The 26,351-nt window shown below is 69.6% G+C and carries 26 protein-coding genes; 10 read left to right on the plus strand and 16 right to left on the minus strand.

Going from position 1 to position 26,351, the window contains the following annotated elements:
• Positions 1–2: 2 nt before the first annotated feature.
• Positions 3–1,796 carry a S9 family peptidase gene (locus tag J4557_RS22290; protein ID WP_208268657.1) on the minus strand — a complete coding sequence of 598 codons (1,794 nt, stop codon included), beginning with the start codon at positions 1,794–1,796 and terminating at the stop codon, positions 3–5.
• Positions 1,793–3,103, minus strand: a complete 1,311-nt coding sequence (locus tag J4557_RS22295) for a helix-turn-helix domain-containing protein (protein ID WP_208268658.1) — start codon at positions 3,101–3,103, stop codon at positions 1,793–1,795. Before J4557_RS22295 ends, J4557_RS22290 begins: the two co-directional genes overlap by 4 nt.
• A gap of 97 nt (positions 3,104–3,200) precedes the next feature.
• On the opposite strand from J4557_RS22295, the gene fxlM reads away from it, so the two are divergent.
• The 6 genes from fxlM (at position 3,201) to J4557_RS22325 (ending at position 10,751) form a co-directional block, all read left to right on the plus strand.
• Positions 3,201–4,538 carry a methyltransferase, FxLD system gene (fxlM, locus tag J4557_RS22300; protein WP_307800133.1) on the plus strand — a complete coding sequence of 446 codons (1,338 nt, stop codon included), beginning with the start codon at positions 3,201–3,203 and terminating at the stop codon, positions 4,536–4,538.
• 5 nt (positions 4,539–4,543) lie between these two features.
• Positions 4,544–4,744 carry an FxLD family lanthipeptide gene (locus tag J4557_RS22305; protein ID WP_208268659.1) on the plus strand — a complete coding sequence of 67 codons (201 nt, stop codon included), beginning with the start codon at positions 4,544–4,546 and terminating at the stop codon, positions 4,742–4,744.
• An 88-nt stretch (positions 4,745–4,832) separates the two neighbouring features.
• The gene (locus J4557_RS22310; protein ID WP_208268660.1) at positions 4,833–7,943 is read left to right on the plus strand and encodes a lantibiotic dehydratase; all 3,111 of its coding nucleotides are present in this window, start codon (positions 4,833–4,835) and stop codon (positions 7,941–7,943) included.
• Positions 7,940–9,163: a lanthionine synthetase C family protein gene (locus J4557_RS22315; RefSeq protein ID WP_243776185.1), complete on the plus strand. Its 1,224-nt coding sequence runs from the start codon at positions 7,940–7,942 to the stop codon at positions 9,161–9,163. Before J4557_RS22310 ends, J4557_RS22315 begins: the two co-directional genes overlap by 4 nt.
• Positions 9,164–9,207: 44 nt before the next feature.
• Positions 9,208–10,188 carry a thiopeptide-type bacteriocin biosynthesis protein gene (locus tag J4557_RS22320; protein WP_208268661.1) on the plus strand — a complete coding sequence of 327 codons (981 nt, stop codon included), beginning with the start codon at positions 9,208–9,210 and terminating at the stop codon, positions 10,186–10,188.
• Between the two features lie 95 nt (positions 10,189–10,283).
• Positions 10,284–10,751, plus strand: coding sequence for an NUDIX domain-containing protein (locus J4557_RS22325; protein ID WP_208268662.1), 468 nt, complete (start codon positions 10,284–10,286; stop codon positions 10,749–10,751).
• 95 nt (positions 10,752–10,846) lie between these two features.
• On the opposite strand, the gene J4557_RS22330 is transcribed toward J4557_RS22325, so the two are convergent.
• The 6 genes from J4557_RS22330 to J4557_RS22355 form a co-directional block, all read right to left on the minus strand.
• Positions 10,847–12,337, minus strand: coding sequence for a hypothetical protein (locus J4557_RS22330; protein WP_208268663.1), 1,491 nt, complete (start codon positions 12,335–12,337; stop codon positions 10,847–10,849).
• Between the two features lie 24 nt (positions 12,338–12,361).
• Positions 12,362–12,745 carry a hypothetical protein gene (locus tag J4557_RS22335; protein ID WP_208268664.1) on the minus strand — a complete coding sequence of 128 codons (384 nt, stop codon included), beginning with the start codon at positions 12,743–12,745 and terminating at the stop codon, positions 12,362–12,364.
• 121 nt (positions 12,746–12,866) lie between these two features.
• Positions 12,867–13,646 carry a hypothetical protein gene (locus J4557_RS22340; RefSeq protein WP_208268665.1) on the minus strand — a complete coding sequence of 260 codons (780 nt, stop codon included), beginning with the start codon at positions 13,644–13,646 and terminating at the stop codon, positions 12,867–12,869.
• Between the two features lie 6 nt (positions 13,647–13,652).
• The gene (locus tag J4557_RS22345) at positions 13,653–13,970 is read right to left on the minus strand and encodes a hypothetical protein (RefSeq protein ID WP_208268666.1); all 318 of its coding nucleotides are present in this window, start codon (positions 13,968–13,970) and stop codon (positions 13,653–13,655) included.
• Positions 13,971–14,106: 136 nt separating this feature from the next.
• A complete protein-coding gene (locus tag J4557_RS22350; RefSeq protein ID WP_208268667.1) occupies positions 14,107–14,967 on the minus strand; it encodes a hypothetical protein in 861 nt (286 codons plus the stop codon).
• 48 nt (positions 14,968–15,015) lie between these two features.
• Positions 15,016–15,837 (minus strand): hypothetical protein, encoded by an 822-nt coding sequence (locus J4557_RS22355; RefSeq protein ID WP_208268668.1) that lies wholly within the window; start codon positions 15,835–15,837, stop codon positions 15,016–15,018.
• A gap of 12 nt (positions 15,838–15,849) precedes the next feature.
• Here J4557_RS22355 and J4557_RS22360 point away from each other — a divergent pair, with 12 nt between their 5' ends.
• Complete coding sequence (locus tag J4557_RS22360) at positions 15,850–16,053, plus strand: hypothetical protein (RefSeq protein ID WP_208268669.1); 204 nt, start codon at positions 15,850–15,852, stop codon at positions 16,051–16,053.
• A 22-nt stretch (positions 16,054–16,075) separates the two neighbouring features.
• On the opposite strand, the gene J4557_RS22365 is transcribed toward J4557_RS22360, so the two are convergent.
• The 8 genes from J4557_RS22365 to J4557_RS22400 all read right to left on the minus strand — a co-directional run bounded on the left by J4557_RS22365 (position 16,076) and on the right by J4557_RS22400 (position 24,311).
• Positions 16,076–16,480, minus strand: coding sequence for a DUF4913 domain-containing protein (locus J4557_RS22365; protein WP_208268670.1), 405 nt, complete (start codon positions 16,478–16,480; stop codon positions 16,076–16,078).
• 79 nt (positions 16,481–16,559) lie between these two features.
• On the minus strand, positions 16,560–18,374 hold the full coding sequence (locus J4557_RS22370; RefSeq protein ID WP_208268671.1) for a type IV secretory system conjugative DNA transfer family protein: 1,815 nt from the start codon (positions 18,372–18,374) through the stop codon (positions 16,560–16,562).
• Positions 18,371–19,798 (minus strand): putative type IV secretion/conjugal transfer ATPase, encoded by a 1,428-nt coding sequence (locus tag J4557_RS22375; RefSeq protein ID WP_243776186.1) that lies wholly within the window; start codon positions 19,796–19,798, stop codon positions 18,371–18,373. Before J4557_RS22375 ends, J4557_RS22370 begins: the two co-directional genes overlap by 4 nt.
• A 33-nt stretch (positions 19,799–19,831) precedes the next feature.
• Positions 19,832–21,307 carry an SCO6880 family protein gene (locus tag J4557_RS22380; RefSeq protein ID WP_307800134.1) on the minus strand — a complete coding sequence of 492 codons (1,476 nt, stop codon included), beginning with the start codon at positions 21,305–21,307 and terminating at the stop codon, positions 19,832–19,834.
• Positions 21,297–22,721: a hypothetical protein gene (locus J4557_RS22385; protein WP_208268672.1), complete on the minus strand. Its 1,425-nt coding sequence runs from the start codon at positions 22,719–22,721 to the stop codon at positions 21,297–21,299. The genes J4557_RS22380 and J4557_RS22385 overlap by 11 nt, the downstream gene beginning before the upstream one ends.
• Positions 22,718–23,482 (minus strand): DUF8175 domain-containg protein, encoded by a 765-nt coding sequence (locus J4557_RS52555; protein WP_486303381.1) that lies wholly within the window; start codon positions 23,480–23,482, stop codon positions 22,718–22,720. Before J4557_RS52555 ends, J4557_RS22385 begins: the two co-directional genes overlap by 4 nt.
• Positions 23,479–23,823, minus strand: a complete 345-nt coding sequence (locus tag J4557_RS22395) for a hypothetical protein (RefSeq protein WP_208268674.1) — start codon at positions 23,821–23,823, stop codon at positions 23,479–23,481. Before J4557_RS22395 ends, J4557_RS52555 begins: the two co-directional genes overlap by 4 nt.
• Positions 23,814–24,311 carry a hypothetical protein gene (locus tag J4557_RS22400; protein ID WP_208268675.1) on the minus strand — a complete coding sequence of 166 codons (498 nt, stop codon included), beginning with the start codon at positions 24,309–24,311 and terminating at the stop codon, positions 23,814–23,816. The genes J4557_RS22395 and J4557_RS22400 overlap by 10 nt, the downstream gene beginning before the upstream one ends.
• Before the next feature lie 234 nt (positions 24,312–24,545).
• Between J4557_RS22400 and J4557_RS22405 the strand changes: the two genes are divergently transcribed.
• The 3 genes from J4557_RS22405 to J4557_RS22415 all read left to right on the plus strand — a co-directional run bounded on the left by J4557_RS22405 (position 24,546) and on the right by J4557_RS22415 (position 26,245).
• Positions 24,546–24,839, plus strand: a complete 294-nt coding sequence (locus J4557_RS22405; protein ID WP_208268676.1) for a helix-turn-helix domain-containing protein — start codon at positions 24,546–24,548, stop codon at positions 24,837–24,839.
• 27 nt (positions 24,840–24,866) lie between these two features.
• On the plus strand, positions 24,867–25,844 hold the full coding sequence (locus J4557_RS49770) for a C40 family peptidase (protein ID WP_243776187.1): 978 nt from the start codon (positions 24,867–24,869) through the stop codon (positions 25,842–25,844).
• A 188-nt stretch (positions 25,845–26,032) separates the two neighbouring features.
• On the plus strand, positions 26,033–26,245 hold the full coding sequence (locus tag J4557_RS22415) for a helix-turn-helix transcriptional regulator (RefSeq protein WP_243776188.1): 213 nt from the start codon (positions 26,033–26,035) through the stop codon (positions 26,243–26,245).
• Positions 26,246–26,351 lie beyond the last annotated feature (106 nt).

The following is a 26,351-nucleotide window of genomic DNA, read 5'->3' on the forward strand; positions in this document are numbered from 1 at the left end:
TGTCATGTCGGCAGGTCGGCGAGGAAGTCCTCTTCGGCGGCCAGTGCTCGCTTGATCGATTCGGGTGCACGGAGGACGTGGCCTTCGCCAGGGAAGGTGAGGAGGCGGGCTCGGGGGCTGAGGGCGGCGGCGAGGGCTCGGGATTGGGCCGGTGGGGTGATGGGGTCGTCGTCGCCGTGGAGGATAAGGACCGGGCAGGTGATGTGCTCGGCGTGGTGGAGCAGGGAGCGTTGCTGGTAGGTGGAGGCGGCGTCGGGCAAGGGGCCGATGAGGGTGTCGGCGTGGTGGGCTTGGAATTTGGGTGCTGCGTCTCGCCAGGTAGCGGGGTCGATGACGGGGCAGTGGGCGATGGCCGCGGCGAAGGTGTCGGTGGTGGCGAGGGCGCGCAGGGCGGTGTAGCCGCCGGCGCTGGCGCCCCAGATGACGGTGCGGTCGGGGTCGGCGCGTCCCGTGTCGGCGAGGTGGGTGGCGGCGTCGGCGCAGTCGTGGGGGTCGAGGACGCCCCATTCGCCGTGGAGTGCTTGGCGGTAGGCGCGGCCGTAGCCGGTGCTTCCGCGATAGTCGATCTCGGCGACGGCGTAGCCGCGGCTGGTGAAGTACTGGGTGTGCCAGTCCAGGCGCAGTGGCGTGTTCGCGGTGGGGCCGGGGTGCGCTTTGACGATCAGCGGCGGTGGGCCGTCGGTGGCGGGTGGGGAGTGGTAGAGGCCGTGGGCCGTGCTGCCGTCACGGGTGGGGAAGCTGAACGGTTCGGGAACTGAAGCCGGCTGCGGATGGGTGGTGTGCGCGGTCAAGGGTTGATGGTGGCCGGTGGTGGCGTCGATCAGGACGATCTGTGGTGACTGCTGCGGACTGGAGGCGATGGCGGCGATCGTCGTTCCCGAGCCTGACAGGTAGGGCTTGATCGAGGTGTACGGGAGGTCGAGGGCTGTGGTCTTGCCGTCGCGGAGGAGCTCGATTCTCTGGGTTCCGCCCTGCTGAACGAGGACGGCGATGGCGTCGTCGAGGAAGGTGTAGGTGGAGTAGCCGAACTCCCATTGGGCGACACCGAGTTCGGCGTGGCGTTGGAGGACCGGTTCAACGCGGTCGCCGGTCCAGCGGTAGAGACTCCACCAGCCGGTGCGGTCGGAGATGAAGTGCAGGAAGTTGTCGGGACTCCACTCGGGCTGGAACACCGATTCGTCCGGGCCGCCGGCGATGAGGTGGGGCATGCCGATGGCGCCGGAGTCGTCGAGGACCTCAGCCAAGTAGAGCGTGGTGCCGTCCCAGGGCATGTTGGGTGCGTTCCAGCAGGTCCACGCCAGCCAGCGGCCGTCCGGGCTGGGACGCGGGAACGAGTAGAAGTCCCATCCGCTCGTCACGGTGTGGGGGGAGCCGGCGGAGGCGGGGATGCAGGCCAGGTCGTTGATGACGCGGTTGTCCTGGTGGCGTTCGCGGACCGTCCACAGGCCATTGGCGCCGGGTCTCATGTCCGCGTAGCGCGCGCCGGTGGCCGGTGTGACGGGGATGGGTGCGTGGTCGGTGGTGCGGTAGATCTGCTGGTCGGCGGCGTTGCAGAACCAGATCTCGGTGTCGGTGGCGTAGTAGGCGCCGCCGCCGTATTCGTGCACGTGGCTGGCCACGTCCGTTCCGGCGGGGAGGACGTCGCGGGCGCCGTCCTCAGGTGTCCAGCGGACGAGAACGTCGTGCCCGTCCGGCCGGCCTTCGAGCCAGTAGACGACGGCACCGCCCTGCAGAACTTGGACGGCGTCCAGGACGGTGGTGGCCTCGGCGACCTGGTCGGCGGGGATCGGGGTCACTGCGGTTCCTGAAGTTGTGCCCGCACGTGCTGGTCCATCTGGTCCGCCTCCCGCTGGTGTCCGCCGTCTCGCAGAAGATCGCGGAAGCGTCGTACCCGCAGCAACCCCGACACCGATCCGCGGGCGGCGAAGACCTCCAGCGAGCGGTGTGCGGCGTCGGTGGCCTGGTCGAGCCGGCCGTCGGAGAGGTGGGCTTCGGCGAGGCCGATGGTGATCTGGGCGCCGCGCCGTTCGCAGGTCGTGGGGAGCGCGGCCAGTCCTTCGCTGAACGCGTTGATCGCATCCTTGGGCTGCCCGAGGCGGAGGTGGCATTGGCCGCGGTAGTCGGCCAGGGCCGTCCGGTCGAACTCGTACATCCATTCTTCGCGGTCCTGGGCGGCGTCGAAGTGCTCTTGCGCTTGGTGGAGGAGGGCGAGGCTGTCGGGGCGCCGGCTGGTGGCGGCGAGGGCGCTGGCCGCCAGTGCGGACAGCCAGGAGCGGGTGAGGCGTGTGGTGGCTTTGGGGGCGGTGGCGAGGGCCTTTTGGGCGTGCTGGACGGCGTCGGCGGTAGTTCCATCGGCGTCACTGGCCAAGGCTTGGTAGCCGCTGATGTAGGACGCCAGGGCCGGGTTGCCCGCTTCGGGGAGCAGGTCGCGGGCCGTGCGGTAGTAGAGGGCGGACTTGTGCGGGTCTCCGAGGTCGTGCCAGATCCAGGCGGCGAAGCCGGCGGCTTCGCTCGCGGCCGAAGCGATGCGGTGACGCAGCGGTGTGGACGGGGCGTTGCCGAGGAGTGAGGTCAGCAGACCGAGGTGCGCCTCGACGGGGACGCTCATCTGCGCTGATGTCAGTTCGTGGTACAGGCGCCGCTGCCGGTCGGTGATCGCCTCCAGTTCCTCAACCAAATCGAGGGTCATCGCTGAGGGGCGTGCGGTGGCTGCAGCCAAGCGGCTCCAGTCGATGTCGTCGCTGGGAGCAGGGGCGCTGTGATGGCGGGCGGCTTCCCGGGCATGGCGTTGGGCGGCCTGTTCGCGGATCACGCCGGGGAGCAGGGAGATCAGCCGTCCGCCGGCCGAGAGCGCGCGTTCGCAGGCGATGATGACGTTCTCTGCGGGGACGACCTGGCCGCGTTCGATGTTCCCGAGGTGCTGCCAGGAGTAGCCGGTCAGCTCGCCGAGCCGGATCAGCGTGAGCTCGCGTTGCAGCCGCGTCCGGCGGAGTTCGGCGCCGAGGTGCGCGAGCAGGGAGGCCGCCGGGTCCAGGCGTTTGGCGGGACGGCCGGGCCTGCGTCCGGGACGTGGCGCTGGGGACGTTGTCATCGAGCCGCTCACGTTCACTGAAGGGTTTGCTCGTCGTTGCGAGCAAACCAAACCCCGGTGTGTGCTGTCAGCCGTACCGCACAGGGCACCGCGCCTCCCGCTGTACTCGGTGAGCAGCACCGGCGCCGCTCCCGAGCAGCGCGGCACGACGATCTGGCTGGAGGAATCCGCAATGACCGAGACGGATGTCGACCCGGACCGCGCCGCCGAGTTGCGCGGGCAGATGGTCGATGCGCTCGTCGCGGACGGCATGATCATCTCCGCGCAGGTCGAGGCCGTGATGCGTACCGTCCCCCGGCACCGGTTCGCGCCGGACGCCTCACTGGATGAGGCCTACGCACCTTACAAGGCGGTGTTCACCAAGAAGGATGCGCACGGAGTCATCACCAGTTCGGTGTCCGCGCCGCAGATCCAGGCGATGATGCTGGAGCAGGCCGAGGTCGCCCAGGGCATGCGCGTCCTGGAGATCGGTTCCGGCGGGTACAACGCCGCGCTACTCGCCGAGCTGGTCGGTGAGGCCGGCGAGGTCACGACGATCGACATCGACCCGGACGTCACCGCTCGAGCCGAACGCCTGTTGGCCGATACGGGCTATGCGCGCGTTCAAGTCGTTGCCGGTGATGCAGAGGATGGCGTTGCCGCGTCCGCGCCGTACGACCGGATCCTCGTCACCGTCGGAGCCTGGGACATCCCGCCTGCGTGGATCGCCCAGCTGGCGCCGAAGGGGCGGCTCGTAGTGCCCCTGCGGATCAAGGGGCTCACCCGCTCCATCGCCTTCGACCATGCCGAGGACCACCTGGTCGGGACGTCCGGGCAGGTGTGCGGGTTCGTGCCCATGCAGGGTGCCGGCCGTCACCAGGAGCAGCAGGTGCTCGTCACCGGAACCGGTGAGATCGCGCTCCGCTTCGACGACGGGCTTCCCGTCGAACCGAGCAGCCTCGACAACGCGGTGCGCACTCCTCGCGCGGAGAGCTGGACCGGCGTGGGCGTCGGGCGGCAGGAGCCGTTCGACACCTTGCAGCTATTCCTCGCCACCGTGCTGCCCGGCTTCTGCATCATGGCCGTCGATCCCGACCTGGACACCGGGCTCGTCTCGCCGAGCAACAAGTGGTTCTCCATGGCGACCGTCGACGACCGGAGCTTCGCCTACCTCACCACGCGGCCCACCGCCGACCCGCAGTCCGTCGAATTCGGCGTCCATGCCTTCGGCTCTGGACGAGCGGCGCTGGCCGAGACCGTGGCCGCGCAGGTGCGCGCGTGGGACCAGGAACAGCGCGGCGGTCCCGGTCCCCGCATCGAGGTCCACCCGGTCGGAACACCGGATGACCAGCTGCCCGCAGGCCGCGTCGTTGACAAGCGGCACAGCCGGGTCACGCTCTCCTGGTCAGCGGCGCCCACAGCCGACGACCAGGCCGTTCCACACACCCCCACTGCACAAGGAGAGTGATCCAGATGCCGCAGACCGGTATCGCGGCCATCCCGACGCTGGCCGGCACGCCCGCCGGCGACTGCATCGAGGACGAGTTCGACCTCGACGTGCGGGTCGTGGTCGCCGCGCACCCCAACGGCAAGCTGATGTGCGACACCGGCGACGGGTGCGGCTCGACCTGCCAGGGCAGCGCCTGCAACTCCTACATCGACGACCCGTTCTGACCACCCGGTGACCGCCGAGGTGTGCCGGAGCCCCCGCCCGGCACACCCCGGTCCCCGGCATGCGAACGCAGCCCAGGGAGGCCGCCCCATGGTGCTCAAGACCCCCGCCAGCTACCAGTGGCAGCCCAGCGCTCTCCTGCGGGCCACCACCGTCCCCGACGGCATTGCCGAACTGCTGCCGCGGGACCTCCAGATCTTCGGCGAGGACGCCGCCGAACGGGGCCGCGAGTGGCTTACCGATGTCTGGCGGAACGACCAGGTACGGAACGCTCTGGAAGCGGCCAGCCCCGCCCTTGTCGGCCGTGTCCAGGACGTCCTGGACGGCAGGTGCCGGCAGCAGCGGCGCGTGCGGCGCGTCGTGCTGTCGGTGGCGTCCTACCTGCTCCGCTGGCAGGGACGTCCGACGCCGTTCGGCCTGTTCGCCGGAGTCGCTCCGGCGCGGATCGGCGATGGTGCGCAGGTGTCATGGGGCTCAAGGCATCTGACGACCGTGCGCACCGATGCCGACTGGCTCGCCGACATCATCGTCCGCCTCCAGCAGTGCCACGAGCTGCTCAGGCGGCTGCCGATAGTGGCGAATGACGCCGGGCGGGTGCGCGGCGACCGTTTCGTCGTCCCCGGAGCTCCCGAGGTCGACCGGGCGAAACCTCTCGCGCCGCTGGAGACGTCGGTGCGGCACACTCGGGCGCTGGCAGCGGCTCTTGAAGCCGCCCGCGAGCCCGCGAGATTCGCCGACCTGTGCGACGGCATCGCAGCCCGCTTCGCAGCCGTGGCGTCGAGCCGGATCGAGGCGATGCTCATTGGCCTGGTCAAGCAGAACGTCCTGATCACGAGCCTGTGGGCCCCGATGACCCGGCTGGACGCGCTGGGCCACGTGTGCGCCGAACTCCGTGCCGTCAAAGCCGAGACGATCGACGACGTCTCCGGCATGGTGCGGCGCCTGTATGAGATCCACGAGAAGCTCGACATCGAGCCTTCACCTGCCTCTTGGCGCACGGGGATCGGCTTGGCCGACCAGATGCGGGCACTCAGCGATGCGGCACCGGTGCCGCTGATCGTCGATACGGCCCTCGATTGCCGGGTCCAGATCCCCGTGCAAGTGGCACGCGAGGCGCAAGACGCCGTCGCGGCCCTGTACCGGCTCACTCCCCAGCCCTTCGGATACCAGCACTGGCGCGACTACCATGGCCGCTTCCGCGACCGGTACGGCGCTGGCGCGGTCGTGCCCGTCATGGACCTGGTGGCCGACAGCGGTCTCGGCTTGCCCGCCGAATACCTGGGCTCCGCTTACCGGCGCACCGCCCGCCCACTGACCGACCGCGACGAGAATCTCCTCGCTCTCGTCCAGCAGACCCTGCTCGACGGAGCCGACGAGATAGTCCTCACCGATCATCTGGTCGAGGACCTGGCGGTCGGGGACGCCGACGAGATGATCCCCGTGCCGCGCGCGGAACTCGCCGTGGAAATCCACGCAAGTTCGTCGGAGGCGATCGCGCGCGGCTCGTTCCGTCTCGTGGTCACCGGGACACCCCGTCCCGGCAGCAGCATGGCCGGACGCTTCGCCCACCTGCTGCCCGAGCCGCACCGCAACCGGCTCGCAGCCACCTACCGGACCGCCGACTCGAAGGTGATCAGCGCGCAGCTGTCCTTCGCGCCTCGGCGCCGACGCAACGACAACGTCGCCCGCACTCCGCAGCTGCTCCCGCACGTCATCGCCCTGTCCGAGCACCGAAGCGATCGCTATGACGTGATCGGGCTCGACGACCTCGCGGTCGCCGCCGACGCCCGGCAGTTCTTTCTTATTCAGCTGTCGACCGGGAGGCGTGTCGAGCCGCGCGTCGTCCACGCCCTCGAAGCCGGTGTCCACACCCCGCCGCTGGCCCGGTTCCTCGCCGAGATCGTCACCGCCCGATGCGCCGTCTACAAGGCTTTCGACTTCGGCGCCGCAGCCCACCTGCCCTACCTGCCGAGGGTGCGGTACGGGCGCACCATTCTCAGCCCTGCCCGCTGGCTGCTGGCGGCCACCGACCTCCCCGGCCGGCGCGCGTCGATGGCCGAATGGGAGGTGGGACTCAGAGCCTGGCAGGCCAGGCTTCGGGCCGGCGATCGCGTCACGATGGTCGACGACGGCCAGCGGCTACCGCTGGACCTCACCCACCGATTCCACCGAGCGCTGCTCAGAACCCGGCTGGACAGCGCCCGCCGGCTCGAACTGCGCGAGACTCCGTCGCCGGACGACCTGGCGTGGATCGGCCGTGCGCACGAGGTGCTCCTTCCATTCACCTCCACAGCGCCCACCACCGCTCGTCCACCCGTTCCCGTGCGGTCCCCGTACTCCGTTGTCGCTCCCGAGGCCGCACAGCTGCCTGGACGGTCGCGGATCGTGTACGCCCAAATGCACGCTCACCCGCTGCGCTACAACGAGATCTTGATCGTCCACCTGCCGGAACTGCTCCAAGCTCTGGAGCCGCAACCGCGCTGGTGGTTCCGGCGGCACCGCCGGATGGCGCACCCCGAAAGCGGCGAATACCTTGCCGTGTATCTGGAGCTTCCCCACCCGGACCTGTACGGCCAGGTCGCCGAGGCGATCCACGAGTGGGCAGCAGGGCGACGCAGCCAACGACTACTCGCCGAGGTCAGCCTGGCCACCTACGGACCTCAGACGGGACGCTACGGGCACGGTCCCGCGATGGACGCCGCTCATACGGTCTTCGCCGCCGACGCCGCCGCGGCCCTCCTCCAGATCAAGACCGCGGAGCAGTCGACGCTGGATCTCCGCGCCCTTGCCGCGACCAGCATGATCGATCTGGCTTCGAGTCTCAGCGCTTCCTCGGAGGAGTGCCTCACCTGGCTGATCGAGCATCTGCCTCGCGGACGTGGTCCGCTCGATCGTGCGCTCCGGCAGCAATGCCTTGACCTCGCAGACTGCCTTCCTGATCTCGGCGGTAACGGGCCTGCGGCCTGGCCGTCCGCCCTCGGACCACAGCTGCCGTCCGCTTGGCGGGCGCGCCGCAGTGCCGCGGCGAAATACAGGACCGCCCTGGAGTCCCAGCGCGATCCGACGTCGGTCCTACGGTCCCTGCTCCATCTCCACTATGTGCGTGCGATCGGTGTCGACCCCGATCTGGAACGTCTCACCGGACGTCTTGCCCGGGACGCCGCGTTGCGCCACGTGGCCATCGGCAAGGGAACACGATGATGATCTCGCCCCGCACCGTCCCGGTCGTCCTTGCAGATCGCCTCGTCCAACGCCATGCCGCCTCGCCCCTTGCCTCGTCGCACGAACCGTGGAAGGCGCAATCCCTCGCCAAGGGCTCTGCCGGCATCGCCCTCATGCATATCGAACGGGCCTACTCCGGCGCAGAAATATGGCACCAGGCACACGTCTCGATCAAACAGGCGGCCTCCGCCGACATCAGCGCGGCCGACAGCACCGGACTCTTCCTCGGCGCACCCGCCATCGCCTTCGTCCTCAACGCCGGCGGCCGATACCGTCGCGCCCTTGAGACACTGGACACCCACGTCCACCAACTCGCCCACCGCCGCGTCGAAGCCGCCATGGCCCGCATCAACCGCGGCGCCTTCCCAGCCTTCGGCGAATACGACATCTTCTACGGCCTTACGGGGATCGGCGCGCACCTGCTGCGCCGTACCCCGAACGGCAGCGCTCTCGAGCGCATCCTGTCCTACCTCGTCATGCTCACCAGACCACTGCGGAACGGCGATGACGAGCTGCCCGGATGGTGGGTCCACCACGATCCTCACGGTCGCGCCCCCACCGGACACCACATCGGCGGCCACGCCAACTTCGGCGCGGCCCATGGCATCACCGGTCCCCTGCTCCTGCTCAGCCAGGCGGCCCGCCGCGGCATCACGGTGGACGGCCAGGACGCGGCCATCGCCTCGATCATCGACTGGTTCGGCCGCTGGCAGCAAGACGGCGAAGCCGGCCCTTGGTGGCCGGAGTACATCACCCGCCATGACCTGCGCACCGGCAAGCCCACCCAGCCCGGACCCGCGCGGCCGAGCTGGTGCTACGGCACGCCGGGGATCGCACGCGCCGGGCAACTCGCCGCCATCGCCACCGCCGACTCCGTCCGGCAACGCTTCTTCGAAGACGCCCTTCATGCGTGCCTCGCCGATCCGGCCCAGACCTCCACGCTTACGTGCGCCGGCCTGTGCCACGGATGGGCCGGCGTGTTCCAGACCGCCTGGCGAGCCGCCCGCGACGCGATCACGCCGATGCTCGCCGCCGTGCTCCCGATGTTGGCCGACAGGCTCGTCGAGCACGCCTCAGCGGCCGGGAACGCCGAACCCGGCCTTCTCGATGGCAGCGCCGGCACCGTCCTCGCCCTGCACACCGCTGCCTCCGATGCAGCACCGCTCTCCGGATGGGACGCATGCCTCCTGATCGACTGAGCCACCCCACACCCGAAACCCCCCAGACCGCAGGCGAGCGACTCATGCGCCCGGCGCCCACCGAGGCAGCCCGGCAGCCGCTCGCAACGATCGAGACCGCCGTCCTGGATGTCCTGGCAGGTGTCCCGCTCGGTCACGCAGCCGATCGCTTTCAATTGGAGGCCACCACACTGGCCGACGCCATCGAGACGTACCAGCGCGCAGGTCGCCATGCACTCGAGCTACACGGCGCTCGTGACTGGTGTCAGCTCTTCATCGAATTCGCTGACTGGCCACGCGCCGAACAGACGGCAACCGAGCACCTCTTGCCGCTATTGCGCAACGCTGAAGCCGAAACCACGATCACCGCATGGTGGTTCATCAGAAAGCATCCCTGCTGGAGGCTCCGCCTCCGGACCAGTCCAGGCCGCGATCTGACCAGCGTCGACAGAGCGCTGGACGAGCTCGCCCGAGAGGGCCGCATTCGCCGCTGGTGGTACGGCATTTACGAGCCGGAGACCGCCGCGTTCGGCGGCGCCACCGGAATGGCCACCGCTCACGAACTGTTCTGCGCCGACAGCCAGGCCACGCTGAGCACATTTTCGGAGGATCGATGCCGACTAGGCCGCCGGGAACTCTCCGTCCTCCTGTGCACCGTCCTTTTTCGATCCGCCGGACTCGAGTGGTACGAGCAAGGCGACGCCTGGCACCGCGTCGCCCAGGACCGCCCCGCGCCCGCCGACGTACCCTCTGACCGTCTCCGCTCCCTGGCCGACACCCTCGGACACCTGATGTCCGCCAACACCGCTCCGGACGGCCCTCTGCTGGCCGAGACCGGGCCCCTGACCTTCGCCACCGACTGGGCCGACGCCTTCCGCCACGCAGGCCAGGCCCTCGGTGCGTCCTCCCGAACAGGAAAGCTGCAGCGCGGCCTACGCCAAGTCCTCGCCTACCACGTCATCTTTCACTGGAACCGCCTCGGCCTCCCGCTCCGCACGCAAAGCATCCTCGCCACCGCAGCGCACACTGCGATCCTCGCCCTGTAGCCGAGGCCAGGCCACGAGCGGACGAGGCAGGCGATCAACGCCGGTGCGGGCCAATGCCAGGCCCCCGACGCAGGTGCTTCTGCGAGCATGGGCGCATGCCGCGACCTCGGACGCGCGACGCCGCCCGCGTGATCGTCCTGGACGAGAACGACCGCGTACTGCTCCTGCGCTACGACGACGACGGCGGCGTCTTCTGGGCCGTCCCAGGAGGTGCCCTGGAGCCCGACGAGACACATGCCGCTGCCGCGGCCCGGGAACTCCGCGAGGAGCTCGGCCTCGATGAGGTTTCGATCGGGCCTCAGGTGGCCCTTCGCAGTGCGATCCACACGCTGTTCGGAGAACAGGTCGCGCAGGTCGAGCAGTACTTCATCACCCGTGTTCGCGCCCAGCAGGTTCGGCCGGAACGAGCCACCCAGGCTGACAACATCCGGGAATGGCGTTGGTGGGGTCTGGGCGAACTCGCCCGGACCGGCCAGACCGTCTACCCGGTCGGGCTGGCCGGTCTCATCAGCGCCTACCTGACCGAGGGAACATTGGCCAAGCCCATCCGACTACCTGGATAGTCCACCCACGACCGCCGCGCACCGGGCGCCACTCAGGAAGGGAGCCGGATGGGCGCTTGGACGCTTCTGCCATGTCAACGGCTACGAGTCGGCGTTCAAGTGCTGCGGTGGGTGGGCGAATCTCGGGAGTTACGTACTCGGCCGCTCGGTGGTGGGCTGGGAAAACGTGGCTGCGCACCGGTCAAGCAGTTCGCAATGTCGGTCGGAAAGCCGGCGGCTGCGAGGCGGCTTTGGTTCGGTGCGGCCTTGGCTGCTGCCCGACGGGCGATCAGGCGTGCTTCATCGGTGTGGCTTGGATCGTGAACTGCCAGGGCTTCGATGGTGCGTCCGAGCGCGGTCACGGTTTCCGCGCCCTGAACCTCCGTGGATTCATAGAGGCCGAGTAGTTGCCGGATCGAACTGGGGACGCGCGGGCTGAAGGTCGGGTGATCCTCCTGCTGTTGGAGGAGGCTGATGACCGCCAGGTCGTTGATCGCGGTCCGATGGTGGGCGGCGATGATGTTGCAGGCCTCGAAGGCCTTGAGGCTCACGGTCGCGACCCGGGCGACGTCGGTCCTGCTGGCGGCGAATTCCTCTGGCGGTTTCACCTGGTAGGAGGCACGCGGACCGGGTGTCCAGGCGGGGTCGGCATGGACCAGCCGTCCGAGGCGGACGATCAGGTCGCCGGCGTCGGTGGCCAGCCCGGCCGCTGGATTTCCGAAAGCCGGATAGGCGTCCCAGCGCCGAGCGATCGCCTTCCACTTTCCGCTCGTGTTCCTGATGAGCGAGGCGACTTGTTTGAGGGTCGCCAGGTGACGCCCCTCGCCCAGTTCCCCCAACCGGCGGGTGAGGTGAAGAATGATCTTGCTGTTGATGTCGCAGGTGATGGCGCCCGCGCGGGCAAGATAGCGCCAGGTGGCGATCGAGCCGGGTGCATGCGGGTTGCCCAGGCGTTGGATGCTCGCGCTGATTCCGACGACGGCTTCGGTGAACCTCTCACCGACTCTCGGTGGGATCCGTTCGGGTATGCGGTGCAGCGGAACCATGTTCACCGGTGGACGTGCATCCATGCCGAAGACCCTGGACAGGACGGCGGCGGTGAGGAGCGGTTTGCTTGCGGTGTTCGAAGGTTCGCCGGTGTGCTTGGTGAGGTGCCCGACGACGGCGACGTGGTCGCTGAGTTGGTGGAGCACGGTGCGGGCGGTGTCGGTCGCGGCGATGGTGGGTGCGTCGGCCGAGGCGCGATGGGACGGGGTGGTCGGGCTGTGGGAGGCGAGCAGGTCGAGGCCGCAACCGAGGGCGATGGAGACGCAGCGGATCTTCTCGGCAAGGACGGTTTCGGGTGTCTCGGAGGTGGGACGGGGGCCGAGGAGGTGTTCGGCCCGCGAGATGAGGGCGGCCGCGCGGCGGGCGGCGTCCCGCACGCCGTGCTCGGGTGTGTGCGGGACACCGAATCCGGTGGCGATCTGGTCGTGGTAGCGGACGAGGACGTGGGCGAGTTGGGACAGTTCGGAACGCACGGGCGGTTCGGCGGCTTGATGGGTGGTATCGGGTGCGTGGATGGCGTTCTTGAGGTCTGTCAGGTGTTCGCCGGCGAGTGCGGTCATCTCTCCGAAGGTGACCATGGGCGGCTACCGGAGGGCTTCGCGGAGCCGGCTGGCGTGCAGGCCTGCCTGCAGGCAGGCCATCTTGTCGTCGGGGTCACTGGCTAGTTCGGCGGCGCGCACCAGGCTCTGGGAGACCTTGCTGGCGAGTTCGAACAGGGCGTCGGCGGTCGCGTTGGCGGTGTCGTGGTCGGTGGGCGCGGCGGCCTGCAGGGACGGGGCCTGGCGCAGGGCGCGGTGGGCTTGGGTGACTTCTCCCTCGGCCATGCCCCAGGCGATGAATCCGTCCGGTTCCTGGGCGGCGAAGGCGGTGATGACGCGTTCGGCGTGCGCCAGTTCGTTGAGCGCGGTGGTGAGGATCTCGGTGAACCAGGTCTGGCGAACCTGGGCGTGCTCGCGTTCGTGGGTCATGTGCTGGTCCTTGGTTCGGGTGAGTGGGGCCGGTGCGGTGGACGGGCGGGGCCGGGCCGGATCCGGGCGTGGCCGCGTTGGCATCGAGCGGTGTTCCGCATCTGGGTTCTCTTGCTGCTTGTCATGCGGCTTGGGCGGGGCCGCGGTGGCGCCTTGCCGGCTTGTTCGGGCGGTTAGCGGGCGCCGCTGAAGTGCCCGGCATGACTTGGGTGATGTCGTGGGGAAAGTCGTTGGCGGCAGCTGCGGCGTCGCTGGGACGGCCCGCGGGAGCATTCGGCGGTGGCTTGGGGCCGAGTTCGTCGCGCAGTTGGTCGGCCGGAACGCCCGTCCAGGAGCTGAGTGCTGTGATGAGGTTGTCGCAGTCGCGTGCGAGTGCGCGGCGGTCGGAGGCCTTGGCGGTCGTCAGGCGGGCCGCGAGGCTGATGTAGCTGCGTTCGGCCTGGTCAGCACGTACGACGGTGCCGAGGACCGTCTCGGTGCGCGGGAACGGCGGTGCTGGTGCCAGGTGCGCGGCCAGTTCGGCGAGGACGTGGGGGATGCCGGGGATCTCGATGAGGTAGGTCGTCTCGCTTTCGGATCTGCTGGTGGTCCAGCCGACGATGGTGCCGCAGCGGTCGCCGTGGCGGGGCATCCGGACCTCGTCGCCGACCTTGTAGGAAGCTTGGTCGGCGGTGTCGCGCGCGGTGGTGGCCAGGCCGCTGGTGACGACTTCGCTGAAGTCGAGATCGTGGTTGGCGGCGTAGTGCTCCAGATCGTTGATCAGGGCGCTGAGCAGGGCTCGGGTGTAGAGCGGGTCGCGGTCGAGCAGGGAGCCGCCGCCGGGGAAGGCGCGCTGTTCGTAGGTTCGGATGATCTGGGTAGCGCGGGCCAGTTGCGTGGCGTTGAAGTCGTGATCGGTCATGGGCGCCTACTTCAGAGCCGCGTGCAGGCGGCCGGCGTGATGTGCGGCTTGCAAGCAGGCGACACGGTCACCGGGATCGGCGGACTTGGACGCGACGTTGAGGATCGCCTCGGTGACGACCAGCACGACGTCGGCGATCGCCTCGGCGAGTTCCCGAGTCTCGTCCGCGCTCATGGGCGCGGCGCCGGGCCAGGCGAGAGTGGGAGCTTGCGACAGCGCCCACCACGCCTCGATGGCGGCGATAGTCGCGGTCTCGGAGTTGAGGCGGGTCTGGTCGTTGCCGATGGCATGCAACGGGGTCGTGGTGCGCTCGATCAGGTCCACGCCGAGGAAGGCGGCGGTGAGTAGCGCGGGGATGGAGTCGGCGGCTTTGATCTGTCGCGTGAGGTACTGGAACTGGTGCTTCAGGAGATCCTCCGTGGTGTTGCTCTTCGTTGATTGGGGGCGACTGCGAGACGGGTCAGCGACTGGGACTGTGCGGCGATTGCCGTGTGCGTGATGCGCGGGTTGTGGCCGGCTTCTGGGTGCTGGCGATGCTGTCGGCCAGAGGGACCGGGAACGCTTGGGCGGCGAGTTGGGCGGGCGTGAGCCGAGCGGTCGATTCTGCGGTTGGTGCCGGAGGGGGCGGCTTGGTGGTGTCATCCAGTTCTGCTGCGTCCAGGTGTTCGGCGACCCTGCTCAGCAGCAAGTCCGTGACGTTGCGTTCATGCATGTCGTTCCAGGTCGTCAGCGCGGCCAGCAGGGTTTGCTGGTCCCGTAGGTCGTCCTGGTCTGGTGCTCGGCTGTGGACGTCTGCCATGGCGATGCGGGTTGCCGAGTTGACCAGGAGCTGTTCGGCCTTGAGCGGGTCATGGACGACACCTTGACTCGTGGGCGTTGTGGGGAAGGGCGGCGCAGGCTCCAGGTCGGCGGCCAGGACGGACTGGTTCTGGGTCTGTCCGAGGAAGTGCACGTAGTACTCGGTCTGGCCCTGCTGGGAGACCAGCACGCCGGTGACGGTGCCTCGGGTCGGCTGACCCAGCAGGATCACCTCGTGGGCGGCGGGGCCTTCGAGCTGGACGGCCGAGCCGATGGCGAAGGCGTTGGGGTTGTCGCGTTCGGTGTCGTAGTAGGCCTGCGCTTGGGCGGCGATGTCGTTGAACTCGATTCCGCGGCGTTCGGCGTAGTGCATGAGGTCGACCAGCAGGTCGCTGATCAGCTCGCGTGCGTCCTTATCGTTGGTGCGGTGGTCGAGGTGCTCGGTCTGCTCGAAGAGGGCTTGGAAGGCATCGAGAGCTGCGGCTCCGAACTCGGCGAACTCTTCGGCGCCGGCTTCGGTCATAGAACCTCCGTCCAGTAGGTGGGCTGGTGCCTTAGGTGTCGTGGTGGTCTAGGGGCGGTGCGGGCGTCGCTGGGAACGTTCCGGCAGCCTGCTGGCGGTGGGCGGGTCGTCGGGCCGAATGGGTGTGGGGCCTTGCGGGAATCCGGTCGCGGCCAGCCGGGCGGCAGCGAAGAGGCCAGGCGGGGCGGCGCTGTCTGTTCGCCGGGCGGCGCGCGAGTCGCGTGCGGGCAGGTGGAGGCCAATCCCTTCAGGCTGGCCGCCTGACCATGTCGCCAGGGCCTCGGATAGACGCGCCAGGTCGTCGTGCCGGTCCTGGTAGGTGGTCGGCCGGGTGTCGGCGTTGCGCTTGAGCCAGGTGGCGAGGGCGGTGATCGTTTCCTCTGCGTCGTGCGCATGGTGCACCACGCCGGCTGTTCTGGTGGCGATGGGCAGGAGAGCGTCGGCCGGTTCGAGCTCGGATGCGGTTACGTGCACGGTGTCAGCGACGGCCGGGACCCGGAGCGTGCACCGGGCATCGCCATCGGATGACTCGACGAGGGACGTAATGAAGCCGCGCCAGCGCGGGTACCGGGGCTTGGCTCCTGTAGCGGTTTCCTGCTGGCGAATCTGCACCTGGGCCCCGAGCCGGAAGTTGTGGACGAGGTCGGGCTCGGTCTCGCTGCGGTCGATACTGCGCTGGTGCAGCTCCTCGAGCGTGTCGTGAACGTCCAAGCCGTGCTGGTCGGCGTAGCGGGCGAGCTGCTCGAGCAACGACTGGACGAATGACTCGGCTAGGGACAGGTCGGTGCGGTGGGTGGGAAGGTCGCCGGGGAGGAGTTCGCGCTGGTAGGCGTCGAGTGCTGCGGCGACGGCGGCATCGGGATCGGGCATTCAGCTACCTCCGTGGGAAGCGACTACGTCCAAGCGGTTGCCTTCGCCGTAGCGGATGAGGTCGATGCCGAGAGAGTGCAAGAGCCCTTCGGCTTCGGCGTGGTTGTTGCGATGACCGTTGGCCTGGTCACCGAAGAGGTGCTGTTCGTAGGCGTCCAGTGCGAGCGCGGTGGCTTCTATGCGATCGGGCATGCGGGTCTCCAGTCAGTGGCGTGAGCCGGGGCAAGGTGCTGTGGGGTCAGGCCTTCCCCAGGAGGGGACCGTTCGGCTCAGGGCCGAGCCAGCCGTCGGGGACTGGGGCGACGCGGGCTTCGTGCGGGCTGAGGTGCTCGTTCTCGGTGCACTGGTAGAAGGGCCCGCGGGGCCCGAGGAGGACGGGGAGTTGGTGGTCGAGGTGGTCTCGGTACCACAGGGCCAAGCCGGTGGCGCCCTGCAGGCGCATGGCCTCCCACGCGTACCAGAGCGCGGTGAGGCGAGAGATCGCCTCGCCGTGGTGCCACCACTGGGCACACCAGCGGAACTCACCGCCGAGCGTGCGCCGGTACATGGGGACGAAGTGGGTGGTCACCCAGCTGGTCAGGCTGGGATACAGCGGCTTGAGCTTCTCGCCCCCGGAGTTGGTCGCGGCGTTTTCGTCGGGCATTGAGCCTCCTGAAGTCTGGTGGTGGGCATGACGACGTCACCGTTCTCTTGGCGGATCGCTCGGGCGGCCAGACGCGGATTCAGGTGTCCAACTCCGGCAGCTGAGTGCGTTCGGGCTGGCCGTGGTGGCGGCGGGCGGCTTCGGCGATGGCGGTGTCGGCGTTCTTGATGGCGGTGCTGATGGCGGTGGCGTGGGGGCCGCGGTACCAGGGGCGCAGGCGGAGCAGGGCGGGTTTGGTGCCGGTGGCCAGCAGCAGCGCGGTGCCGGTGGGCAGGGCGCGGATGTCTGCGGCTTCGAGGATGTCCTGGCGGCGCAGGGAGATCTGTTCGCTGGCGCGTCCGTCGCTGTAGGTGATGGAGCGGACGGGCACGTCGTGTTGGCCGACGAGGGTGGCCAGGTCGCGGACGAGGCGGGGGGAGTCGATGCCAGCGCCGATGAGTTTGCGGGTGGCGGCTCCCCACAGCGCGGCCATCCCAGGTTCGCCCCACACGGTGACGCCCTGCTCATAGCTCTGCAGGATGGTGACGGGGATGATGCCGCGGGATCCGAGGTGGGAGTACAGCTGGGGGAGGTCGGCGATGCGGCAGATGTTGGCGGCCTCATCCAAGGCGACGATCAGGGGCGGGTCGAGGCGTCCGCCGGCTTGTTCGGCGCGGCGTTCGGCGGCGCGCATGGTGGTGTCGGTGAGCGCGGCGATCAGCGGCGCCGCCGCCGAAAGGGATTTCGACAGCAGGTAGAGAGTGTCGCGGGTGCCGGCGAAGGCGTGCGGGTCGAAGACCGGCAGGTCGCGGGCGGGGGTGACCCAGGCGAGGATCTCCTGGTCGCGCAGAGCTTTGGCAGCGGTGCGGGCGGTCTGATAGATCCCGTCGCGGGTCTCGACCGCACCGTTCTGGGTGCCCTTCAGCGAGGAGGCCATCAGCTGGAACCCGGCCTCCTGCAGCAGTTCGATGGGGGTGGGGACGGCGGGTTCGTCGAGCCACTGGGCGACGTGGTGCAGGGAGCGGCCGGAGGTGGCGGCGGCCAGGAACAGCGCGCACAGCAGGTCCTGGGCGGCCGGTCCCCACAGGTCCTTCTTCTGGCCGTCGTCGACGGTCAGGACGAAGTGGCCGGCCAGGCGGTGGGCGTCCTCGACGGTGGTCAGCCCGGCGAGCGGGTTCCACCACCAGGTTTGGGGCTGGTAGGTGATGTGCTGGGGATCGAACAGCCAGGTCCGGCCTTTGGTGCGGTTGGCGCGGACGGTGGAGATGGCGGCCCACAGATCGGCTTTGTTGCTGGTGGCGATGACCGGCCCCGGTGCCGACAGCACGTGCGGGATGGACTGGGTGGTCGTCTTGCCCGAGCGGGGCGCCATGAAGGCGATCACGGTGTCCTCGAACGAGGCGAACAGCGTCGGCCCGCTCCGGTCACCGGCCAGCAGCACGTCGCCCAGGACCAGACCGATGTCGTCGCGGTCGAGCTGCTCGGGCGGCCTGGTCAGGGAGCGGCGCAGCGCGAGGGCCTTCTTCGCGGTCGCGGACGGTTCGAGCTCGGTCAGGCCCGGATTGTCGGCGAGGGCAGCGACGGCATCCCCAGGCTGTGGAAAACGTCGCGCGATCCGCCGCCACGCCATCCATGCGGCACTGATCAGCGCGGTCAGCAACAGCATGAGGACGAGCACGACGAGCGGCGTCGGGGTTCGCGGCCAGGCACGTTGGAACTGGTGGCGGCCGATGGCGAGGGCGAAGTCAGCGCCGAACGGCGCGACGGCTCCGCCGACGGCGGTCGCGGCCAGCTTCGCCGAGGCCCACATCAGTGCCAGTGCGCCGATCGGCGACCAGCAGGCCGCCAGGACCAGCCAGGCGGCGCCGGCGTTGGTGTCGAGGATCGAGGCGCGGGGCCCGAGGGCTCGGGTCATGCGGTCGCCCGGATGGCCTGATCGGTGTCGTAGAGGTCGGCCTCGGGCCCGACGAGGGAGAGCTCGACGGGGATGCCAAGGCGTTCACCGGTCTTGATCAGGTACTTGCCGCGACCGGGGTGACGGGCGCCGGGCTGCCAGGAGTCCGGCGCCGACCACGAGGTGACGAGCTGCTGCTCGGGACCGGTGAGCGGAGTGATCTCATGCACCCGGGCAAGCTCGCGGGGCGGCAGGCCGGCCAGGACGGTGATGGCGGAGCGGTCGGCGAAGCCCTTGGCCTTGGCGCGGTCCTCTTCGGTGGCCAGCGCGTCCAGGTCAGCGAGGGAGTGAGTGATCATGATGGAGGCCATGCCCTTGGCGCGGTTAAGGCGGGTGAGGGCGTCTGCATGCTCCACCAGCCCAGGTGCTCCGCGCAGCGCGCGCCACAGTTCGTCCATCACGCCGAGGTAGGAGCGGCGCGGTGCGGCGTGCAGGTCGGCCAGGGCCGTGACGGCGTCGACCATGCCGAAGGCGTAGGCCCAGGTGCACAGCATCGCCGCGGTGAGAAGCTTGTCGCCGGCGGCGCGGACCCGCGAGATATCGACACTGATCGCCGGCGCCTCCAGGTTCAGCGGACGGGTGGTGGCGGCGTCGAACACCCCAGCGAGAGAGCCGGAGATGAGCAGGTCGAGGGTGAACACCAAGTCGCGGGTCTGGGCGCGGTAGGAGTCGGCGGTGTCGGTGCGGGTCGCCGACCGCAGTTCGTCGGGGCCATGTTCCAAGATGCACAGGACATCAGGGATGGTGGGCTCGTGGCCCAGGCGCTCGTCGAGCAGGTCGATGGCGCGGCCGAGAACGACTTCTTCAGCGTTGGTGATGCGGGACTCGCGAACGAGAGTCGCCAGCGCCAGCAGCAGCGAAAGCCGACGTGACCGGACTTCCCAGCGCAGTGTCTCGGCATCGGCACCGGTCAGACGTCGCCGTGCTTCGTCCAGCGGACCGGCGTCGAGCGGGTTGATGCGGTCGACGCCGCGCCCGACGCGGATGACCTGACCGCCCAAGTAGTCGACCAGCCGGGTGTAGTCGGGTTTGGTGTCGCCCAGGATGATCGGCGTGGTCCCGGTCGCGACAGCTCCGGTGACCAGCCGCTTGACCAGCGTGGATTTGCCGGTGCCGGGCTGGCCGAGGACGAACATGCCAGGGTTGGTGACCAGCCCCTCGCGCAACCACGCCAGCGGATCGAGGCAGACCACCTCGCCCCACAGTTGATGCCGTCCGATCGGCGTGCCGACGGTAGGCGTGCCGGAGCCGGCGGTGAACGGATACAGCCCGCAGACTTGGCTGGTGGTGGCCTGGAATTCGGGCGCGGGTTCGACGTGAGCGGCGCGGCCGGCGCCAGGACCGCGCCAGCCCCACGGCGGGGCGACCGGCTCGGACATGGCCATGGCTTCGACGTTTCTCAAGACATGTGCTCCGGTTCAGTGCAGGAGGCGGCGGGATAGTTCGGATGGGCAGATGCCGCACGGCAGCGTGGTGGCGAAGCCGGCGGCTTGGCTGCCCCACAGCCGACGCAGCCGGATCTTGGCCGCCTCCGCGGACGCGTCAACATGCGCCACGGCGCGGCGGAGTTGCTCGGGATCGGTGACAGTGACCGTCGCGTACATCGACACCAGGCAGACTCCGGCACCCATCGCCTCCTCGGCGGCGGCCTGCCGGGCGCGCGCCGAATCCCAGCTGTCGCGAGCGGTTTCGTCGCGTCCAGTCCGCCGACGGAACTGGGCGCGGAACGCCGCCGCGTTCACCTCCTGCTGCAACACGCGGCTGGCCGCTGCGGCGGGCAGCGCCCGATATTGCAGGGTGACGCGCTTAGGGAATGGGCCCGGCGCGACGAGCCGAGCGAGGATGTCGGAGCGGACGTTCTGGCGGGGCGGCTCGTGCCAGGCCCAGCTCACCGAGACTCCGCCGTCGTGCTCGTAGTGACCGGTGTGTTCGATCGCGGCCACCGGCCCGGCGTCGCACCAAGTGAGGACCTCGTCCGCTCCAGATCCGGCGAGAATGCGGTTGATCTCGCCGCGGGCGTGCGGGTCGAACGCGGTGCGGACCGCTCCGGCGGTCTCCGCCGCGGTCGCCCGTCCCAGCACCGAGACGCCGCAGCCGCCGAGCCGGGAGGCCAGACCGTCCAGGGTGCGGCCGAGGTCGGCGACCGCTTCGAACAAGTCCCTAGGGGATGCTGCCGAAGCCCTGGGGTCGAAGGTGACCGAGACGCGGGTGTCGACGTCCGCTGCCGCTGCCGGAGCCGTGCGCACCAGCTCGCTCATGATGGTCCGCGCCGCCTCCGGTGCGGCCGGGTCGATGGCTTTGTCGACGGTGTCGACGAGAGTGGAGCCGGGCTCGGGTGCGGTGTCGATGGTGACGGTGACCCAGCGGACGGCGGGCATGTGCCCCAGGGCGGCGAGCCAGCCGCCCCAGGCGGCGACCCACGTGTCGGCGTCGGCGCGGTCGGCCAGCCAGGTCGAGGCCGGCACTACCCGCAGGGTCGCGGTGAGCAGCCCGGTGCGCCGGTCCCAGACGATCCCGTACCGGCCGCCATAGCCGTCCTCGGCACTCAGCAAGGTCAACGGAGCCAGCACCCCAGGAAGCTGGAACGCGCGGGGATGGTCGATGACGACGCCGGCGCGGTAGCGATTGTGGCCGCGCAGCACCGCCCAGCGCCAGCGGCACCGCGCCAGCAGCAGGAGCGCCAGCGGAACACCCTCTACCCGTATGAGTCCCAGGCCGCCACCGATCAGAGCCGGTGGCAACAGGTAGATGAGCAGCCACGGGGCGGCCGCAGCGACGAGAACCAGCACCATCGCAGCACCGAGCGCCAGGAACGTCGACGTGGTGTCCAGGCCGAGCAGCCCGATGCCGCGCCGGCGGCGCCAGCCGCCGTAGGTGCGGATGTCATGCCCCACCTCCGCCACCTCCTTCCCCTACGGCACCGCTCGGGCCACCGTTGCCGGTGTCGGCCGAGCCGGTCGGGTTGCCCATCCAGCGGAGCGTGTCCTGGCCGCGGTGCCGCTCGCGTTCGAACGTCTGGACCGTTGCGGGCCCGACCGGGTCGCCATGGCCGCCATCGGGCGGCGCCCAGCCGTGGCCATTGGAGCTACCTGCGGCGTTCTCGGTGGTTGCGAACTGACCTGTGTCCGGTGGCGTGCCGCCGGAGGGGGCACTCGGATCGCCGCCCGGTGCCTGCGGGGAGCCAGCGGCCGCCTGGTGATCGGAGGGGGCGGGTGCCGGATCGGTGGGAGGCTGTGCGGCTGGCTGATCACCAGAGGGCGCGATGTTCTGGTCGCCCAACTGCTGGCTGAGGTAATCGGCGTGCTCACCGGCCGCACCTCGGCCTCCGCCGGCGGAACCGTTGGCCGCGCCGTAGGCACGCATGGCACCGAGAGCAGTAGCGCCGCCCATCAGCGCCCCAAGGATGCCGCCGCCGCTGCCGGACTCGGCGCCGCCGGTCGTCCAGGTGAAGAACTTCAGCAGCACCGGGAAAGCGATCAGGCTGATCAGCATCATGGCGAATCCCATCAGGACCGAGTGCAGGCTCTTTCCGCTCCCGATCAGGGTGAACGCCGTCGCGTACACCGCCGCGGCGGCGGGCTTGTAGAAGATCAGCGCGAGCATCCAGCCTCCGACGCGGGTCAGCCAGGACCGTGTCGCGGCGGTGAGCCCGCCAGCGGCGGCCAGCGGCAGCAGCCCGGCCAGGATGATCAGGGCGGCGCCGCGGAAGAGCAGCAACAGCGCCTGGACGATGCCGATGACCAGTGCGGCCAGGCACAGCACCAGCACCAGCGCGGCGGGCGTCCCGGTCGGGATGATGACGATCTCGGCCATCCGTTTGGCGAAGTCACCTTGGGACGAGGCGTCCAGCACCCAGCGGCACCACTGGTCGCCCCACTGCAGCAGCAGGTTCGGCAGCACGGTTCCGATCGCGGTCACTGCAGCCAGCACGACCAGCCCGCGACCTGCGTCCACGGCCGGGACGGCCTTGCGAGTGAGCGCCATGCGTGCGGCGACCATCAGCAGCGCCAGCACGGCCACCGCGATCGTCAACGGCCGCACCAGCAACTGCAGATAGCCGATCGCGGCCTCTGACTGCAGGTTCGGCGACGATGTCCGCACCCACCAGGACGCGGTGTGGGAGATCAGCCACCCCACCGCCGACTGGAAGGCCTTGGCCGCATCCTCCAAGGCGTTGCTGCCGATCTCGCCGGGGATGTCGGGCATCGGCGGGCCCCACGGGTGGTCGTCGTTGTCGACCGTCTGCACGCAGCCTGGGTCCAGCACCGACGAGCACGGATCCCACGGCAGTGCGATGAGCGTCATCATGACCCGCCTCCTCCGTTCGGGAAGCGGACATATCCGTCCGGCGACGGGATCGAAGCCGCAGAGCCGCCCCATGTGCCGCCGGGTGGAGCGATGACCCGCCAGTCGCCGTTCTGCCACCGGAGCTGGAGCCGGGTGACGGCCCGGACGGTGACGTCACTGTCGCCAGGGCCAGCGGAGACCAGGTCCAGGCTGGCCGTGTCGGAGGAGTAGCCCTGCCAGCGGAATCCCTCCAGCACCGCATACGCCCGCCCCAGCGCCGCACCATCCCGGAGGTGCCCGCGTCGCTTGTCGTACAGCCCCTGCGTCGCCGTCAGCAGGGACGCGGCGTCCGGCCCGATGACCTGGTCCTTGATGGTCGGCTCGAACACCTTCGGCCCCCACTGGGCGTTCGCCCGCACGGCCACATGCACCGCGGCCAGCAGCGCCCCTAACGGCGTCCGCGCAAACCCCGAAGCCAGGTCGCCGCGAACAATGCGCGGCCCATCGCCGGAGGAGTAGGGCAAGAGGACACCGTGGTAGTCCCGCCATCTCACCCAGGCGAACGAAACCGGCGGAGCGGACGCCATCTGCTGTACCAACACGGAGGAGGGACCGCTCGATGCCCGGGACACCCCCTTGGTCCGGGCTGTGGAGGCGGGACCGTGAAGCACGAAGTCGGCTGCGACGCCCACGACGGCACCACCGGTGATGGCCGCGAGAACGAGGCCGCCAGTGCGCAGCCGACCACCAGCTGCAGATCCGGTGAGACGGAGCCGGGTCATTTGAAGAACACCGCGACGATCGGGGCCGCGGTCGCGGCCAAACTGAGCCCGCCGAGCACCCAGGGGATGCCGGTGGCGCCGTCGGCGGCGAAGGTGGAGCGGTTCTTGCGGCCGATGGCCATCTGCCCGGCGCAGATGAACAGTCCGGCGACGCCGCAGATCAGCACGCCCCACTTGCCCCACGACAGCAGCGTGTTCATCTTGGCGTCCATCCCTGGCGGCGGCGCGGGCGGTGGATTGGGCACCGGCACCCCGAGACCATCCTTCGGGTGCAGCCTCGACGGCCTGTCCAGGAGCTCGCCGAACTCGGCTGCGCGGACGATGAGGGAGATCAGAAGCATTCCACCTCCTGCCGGCGCGTCGTGGCGTCACCGCCGGTCCGGCTGAGCAGGCTGCGGAGCTGCTGCAGAGCGTGGCGTGCCTTACTCGGCAGGACGACCTGTGCGGGGTCCTCGGCCAGCCGCAGCTGCCTGACGTGCGGGACGCGGACGATGCCGTCGACGCGCGCCTGGAGAAGTGCGAACCGGGCCGTGGCGTCACGCGTTTCGGGGCCGCCGTCGCTGACGATCGCCAGCGCCGCGACCTGCTCGTCCCACTCGCTCAGCACACCGATTGCCGCCGTCGCGCGCTTGGCCGCCACCGCGGTGTTGCGTACCGCGAGGACGATGGGGCGTCCCTTGGCGCGCAGCGGTGGACGGTCCAACTCCAGCAGGTGCTCCATCGAGCCCATGTCCCAAGGCGTGCGCAGCAGCGCTGCCAGCGTGGAGGTCCCGGCGCCGCCGTGCGCGCCGGCCACCACCACATCCAGGGCGCCCGGCTCTGCGGCCAAGCCCGGAGCTGGTCGGTGGTGGGTTGTTGTGGTTTGGCGGAGACTCACCCGCTACCCCCGAATCGTTGCTGTGAGTTGATCGAGCATCACCGTACGTGGCAACATTATGGAGCGCAAGCATCGTCAAACACTTTCTTTGGAACCCAACACGATTCACAGCGTGCTTCCGCGGCACCGCATCCGCGACACTTGAAGGGACCATCGCACGTGACCGCAACCCCAGGAGCCCCAGCGATGACCGACACGCCCGGCCGCGACCCCGACGTGCTCACCACCGCCGAACTCGCGACCAAACTCGGCCTGTCGCCCCAGACCGTCCGCCGGATGGCCAACGCCGGGCAGATCCCCGCGCTCAAGACCGGCAAGGACTTCCGCTACTCCTGGGAAGCGGTGCGAGAGGTGCTGCGGCAGCCCCACCACCAAGGGGACGCCGCCGATGACGAACAGACCGACCAACCTGCCCAGCCCACACGGAGGGGAGCCGGATACCGCGCCCAACGCCGCGCCCGCACCGGCGCCCAGGACTAACCTCCCGGACCCAAGGCGGCCCATCCGTTGAAGGCCGCCGCCACCGCATGCGCCGCCGTCCTGGCGCTCCCGCTCGGTCTCGTCCTACTCCTGGCCGGACAACAGGATCCGGCCGTCGGCGCCGGGCCAGCGGGGGCGCCTACCCGGCTCGCCCGCGCCGACATCCCGCCCGCCTACCTGCGCTGGTACCTCGACGCCGCCCTAACCTGCCCGGGCCTGGGCTGGAACGTCCTGGCCGCGGTCGGCAAGATCGAGTCCGACCACGGCCGCTCCACCGCACCCGGCGTCAAGACCGGGGAGAACAGCGCAGGCGCTGCCGGCCCCATGCAGTTCCTCGCCGGCACCTGGGCGACCTACGGCGTCGACGGCGACCACGACGGACACACCGACCGCTACAACCCCGCCGACGCCATCTACGGCGCCGCCCACTACCTGTGCGCCAACCACGCCGGCCAAGGCGGACGGCACCTCTACCAAGCGATCTGGCAGTACAACCACGCCGACTGGTACGTCCACAAAGTCCTCACCCAAGCCGCCGCCTACGCCACCCCCACACCCACCGCCAGCGGACACGGCGCCATCGCGGTCCGCGCCGCGCTGCACTGGCTCGGCACCCCCTACTCCTGGGGCGGCGGCGGACTGGCAGGTCCGAGCTACGGCATCGCTCAAGGCGCCGGCACCAAAGGTTTCGACTGCTCCGGCCTCACCCAATACGCCTGGGCCAAAGCCGGCATCCAGTTACCCCGCGTCGCGGCCGCCCAATACACCGCTGGACCGCACATCCCCCGCACCCAACTGCGCCCGGGTGACCTGCTGTTCTTCGCCACCGACACCCGCAACCCGGCGACGATCCACCACGTCGGCCTCTACTACGGCCGGGGGCAGATGATCCACGCCCCGCAGACCGGCGACGTCGTACGCATCTCCCAATTCACCGGCAACCCCTACCGCGAGCGCCAGTACATCGGCGCCACGCGCCCGAGCACTCCCCACATCACAGCCTGATCAACAAACGCCGCCACGTCCTCGACAGGACCCCGTCTACCTCACCCGCTACAACGCACCCCTCGCCGACGTCACGCTCAACGCAGACACTCTCCTCTTCGACCAGGACGACGGCACCCGTGACACCGGCTGGTGCTTCACCTAACCGATCCGCAGCCAACACGAACCCGACAACACGGAGGCTCTCCATGCAGCCCATGAAGTACACCGACCTGGCCGACCTGCCCACCGTCGTGGACATCACCACCGCCGCCCGAGCCCTCGGTCTCTCCCGCACCTACGCCTACCACCTCGCCAAACACGACCAGTTCCCCTGCAAGGTCATCCGTATCGGCATCTCCTACCGCGTCCCGGTGGCAGCGCTTCTAGACCTCCTCGACTACGAGCCAGAACCCGGCTGACGGACCTGCCTTCGCCACCAGCGTGACTCTGACGGCCGGGGTGTAGCGATAGCCGCAGCCTCACCACCCCGGCCGTCGGCTGGCAGGACGAGGAAGAGCAAAGACG

It is taken from the genome of Actinomadura nitritigenes (assembly GCF_017573545.1).
Classification (GTDB): domain Bacteria; phylum Actinomycetota; class Actinomycetes; order Streptosporangiales; family Streptosporangiaceae; genus Spirillospora; species Spirillospora nitritigenes.